The organism is Bartonella sp. AD328YNZD (genome assembly GCF_042196425.1).
Map to the genome: position 1 here is coordinate 1 of NZ_JBHIQG010000230.1, position 3,867 is coordinate 3,867.

Here is a 3,867-nt window from a genome sequence, read left to right on the forward strand (position 1 = left end):
CTATAAACAGCCCTTATTCCACATTCGCAACACGTGTTCTTAGAATTCTCACTAGTGTTTTCTAAATTTTCGGGAAAAACTATAAATTTGATATTTTTCAAACGTCTTATTTGCTCTTTAGTGAATTTAAATCTATGACGTTACAATAGTTTTAAATTACTACCCCCCTTAACTATATGATCTATCTCTACAATAGAGAGGGATTTTACATTCTCCATTTTTTGAGAACTATAAATTTTGTTGTTTAATGCGATTAACAATCCAATCTTTAAAATAAAAATATGACCTTTATATATAATGATATTATCAAAAATTCCTAATCCCTGAATATTAGCAATGTTTTCGATATTATAATAAATGTGTCGTAAAATGACGAATTGTCATAATGATCACTCCTTTGTATTTCATTTAGATAATTTACATGCGTTATAATATTTGTATCAGCATTTATTTTTTGTGCTATATTTATACAGAGTTATCGTTTTTTATAAAAAATGATTAATTGAATCTGCATCAAAATAAAAATTCTGATACGAATTTAATAAAAATAAAAACACATGGCATATTGATTTTATTATTTTTACATAGAATGCCTATTTAAAGTATAGTCTACTCAAAAAACTAAAGCCTTTTTAAAGGCAATAATAACTATACTAACCGCCTCATAGAAGCCAATAAATTTTTAGAGATTAAGCCTCAAAAAGCACAAAAAACACGCACAATTTTCTATTTTTCTTTTTACTGTTCGTTAATTGATCAATTTTCAACTATGAGTTTTCTGCTCAGCCATTGCAAGGATTGCTTAATTTTTTAGGGATTACTTCACTTTTAGAATGATTATAGCTACTGCGCTCCCATAAGCAGCCGATCTTTTTTTAGAGATTTAATTGCTAAAAGGAGATACAATTTTCCACCTTGCGCTTTATTTTGATCAATCAGTAAATTTTCAAAGGCGGCGTTCAACCATGAGTTTTTTAATTTCAGCAATCGCTTTCGCTGGATTTAATCCCTTTGGACAAGTTTGGGCACAATTCATAATCGTATGACAACGATAAAGGCGGAAAGGATCTTCTAAATTATCAAGACGTTCACCACACATCTCATCACGTGAATCCGCAATCCAGCGATAAGCTTGAAGCAAAACAGCGGGCCCCAAATAACGATCACCGTTCCACCAATAACTTGGACATGAAGTCTGACAACACGCACACAAAATGCACTCATAAAGGCCATCGATTTTTTGGCGATCGGAGTGACTTTGTAACCATTCTTTTGCAGGTTCAGGAGAAACTGTTTGTAACCAAGGCTCAATAACTCGGTGTTGCGCATAAAAGCGATTCAAGTCAGGAACCAAATCTTTAACAACCGGCATGGAAGGCAACGGATAGACCTTAATGGGATGTTTTACATCATCCATCCCTTTGGTACAAGCTAATGTATTGGTTCCATCAATATTCATCGCACATGAACCACAGATGCCTTCACGGCAAGATCGACGAAGTGTCAAAGTTGGATCAATATGGTTTTTAATAAACAAAAGCCCATCAAGAATCATCGGGCCACAAGCGGAACGATCTACGTAATAGGTATCTAAACGAGGATTTTCCTCATCATCAGGCGACCAACGATAAACGTGAAATTCTGTTAGTTTTTTAGCACCTTTAGGTTTAGGCCAAACCTTTCCCGGTTTTACCTGAGAGTTTTTAGGAAGCTTAATTTGTACCATATTTCAGTCTCCCCTTAATAAACCCGTTTTTTAGGTGCAATGCGCTTTAAATCGATCCCACCATCAGCTTCAGATGTTAACGGGTCCACATGGACAGGTCGATATGATAACGTCACCTTACCCTCTTTTGACAAATGTGAAAGCGTATGTTTACGCCAATTTTTATCATCACGCTCTGGATAATCTTCACGCGCATGGGCACCGCGGCTTTCTAAACGAGCTTCCGCCGAATAAACAGTCATGATTGCATTCGCCATGAGATTTTCAAGCTCTAATGTTTCAACCAAATCAGAATTCCATATCAGAGAACGATCTGTAACTTTGATATCAGACAATTCCTCCCAGATTTTATTCATCCGCTGACATCCTTGTTGCAAAGAATCCTCTGTACGGAAGACAGCCGCATCTTCTTGCATCGTGCGTTGCATTTTTTCACGCAATACCGCTGTTGGTACCGCCCCTTTTGCAAAACGCAAACGATCAAAACGTGCTATAATTTCATCAACAGCAGCTTCATTCAGGGGTGGAATTTCTGCATTCCGATCAATAATTTTACCTGCGCGAAGAGCAGCAGCACGACCAAACACCACAAGATCAATCAATGAATTTGACCCCAAGCGATTAGCCCCATGAACAGAAGCACATCCCGCTTCTCCTACCGCCATCAACCCTGGTTGAATACGATCAGGCGAATCAGCCGTTGGATTGAGAACTTCCCCGTAGTAGTTGGTAGGAATTCCCCCCATGTTATAATGGACCGTTGGCAAGATGGGGATAGGTTCTTTTGTTACATCCACCCCTGCAAAAATCCGAGCTGATTCCGAAATTCCTGGTAAACGCTCGTGCAAGATTGCAGGATCAATATGGTTGAGAACCAAATGAATATGGTCCTTCTTAGGTCCCACGCCACGCCCTTCACGAATTTCAAGAGTGATACAACGCGAAACCAAATCACGTGAAGCCAAATCCTTAAAGGAAGGTGCATAGCGCTCCATAAAGCGTTCACCCTCAGAATTGATTAAATAGCCCCCCTCACCCCGAGCTCCTTCTGTAATTAAGCAACCAGAACCATAAATCCCTGTCGGATGGAATTGCACAAACTCCATATCCTGAAGTGGCAATCCAGCACGTGCGATCATTCCACCACCATCACCCGTACAGGTATGCGCCGATGTCGCAGAAAAATAAGCGCGTCCATAACCACCGGTTGCAAGAACAACCATTTTGGCAGAAAAACGATGTATTGTACCATCATCGAGATTCCATGCCACAACCCCCGTACAAACCCCATCCGTCATGATGAGATCGAGGGCAAAATATTCAATAAAAAATTGCGCATTATGCTTTAAGCTTTGTCCATAAAGCGTATGCAAAATGGCATGGCCTGTACGGTCAGCTGCTGCGCAAGTACGCTGAACAGGTGGACCTTCACCAAATTGTGTCGTATGTCCACCAAAAGGACGCTGATAAATTTTGCCTTCTTGCGTTCGCGAAAAAGGAACGCCATAATGTTCTAATTCATACACAGCAGCAGGAGCATTACGCACCAAATATTCCATTGCATCGGTATCGCCCAACCAATCAGAACCTTTCACGGTATCATATAAATGCCACTGCCAATTATCAGGCCCCATATTTGAAAGCGATGCAGCAATCCCCCCTTGTGCTGCAACCGTATGTGAGCGCGTTGGAAAAACCTTCGTAATACAAGCTGTCTTTAATCCTTGTTCCGCCATACCTAATGTTGCACGTAATCCTGCACCACCTGCCCCAACAACAACAACATCAAATTTATGATCTACAGTGCGATAAGGGGCGTTACCTGCTTTAGCGCCCAGAGATGATCCTGTACCCGCCATACTTGTTTAACCCCCTAATGCAATTTTCAAAAGAGAAAAAATAATGATACCACCTACGAGAAAACAAAATAAAATATTTAACGTCAAAAAGAATATCCGAAAACCTTCACGTGGAATATAATCTTCAATCACCACCTGCATACCAAGTTTCATATGATAAAGGACCGAAAAAGTCATCAATCCCATCAAAATAGCAACAATAGGATGTGCAAGCCGTGCACGCACAATACTATAATCCTTGCCCACAAGCGAAAGAATAAGAACAATAAAAAATATCAAAAG

Annotated in this window: 3 protein-coding genes; all 3 read right to left on the bottom strand. The window is 39.6% G+C overall.

Annotated features, from left to right (window positions below; all coding sequences use genetic code 11):
- Positions 1 to 946: 946 nt before the first annotated feature.
- The gene (locus ACFIO3_RS09740) at positions 947 to 1,726 is read right to left on the bottom strand and encodes a succinate dehydrogenase iron-sulfur subunit (protein ID WP_375606011.1); all 780 of its coding nucleotides are present in this window, start codon (positions 1,724 to 1,726) and stop codon (positions 947 to 949) included.
- Between the two features lie 14 nt (positions 1,727 to 1,740).
- Complete coding sequence (gene sdhA, locus ACFIO3_RS09745) at positions 1,741 to 3,585, bottom strand: succinate dehydrogenase flavoprotein subunit (RefSeq protein ID WP_375614370.1); 1,845 nt, start codon at positions 3,583 to 3,585, stop codon at positions 1,741 to 1,743.
- A 6-nt stretch (positions 3,586 to 3,591) separates the two neighbouring features.
- On the bottom strand, positions 3,592 to 3,867 hold a 276-nt coding region (gene sdhD / locus ACFIO3_RS09750; RefSeq protein ID WP_375704375.1), incomplete at its 5' end, for a succinate dehydrogenase, hydrophobic membrane anchor protein.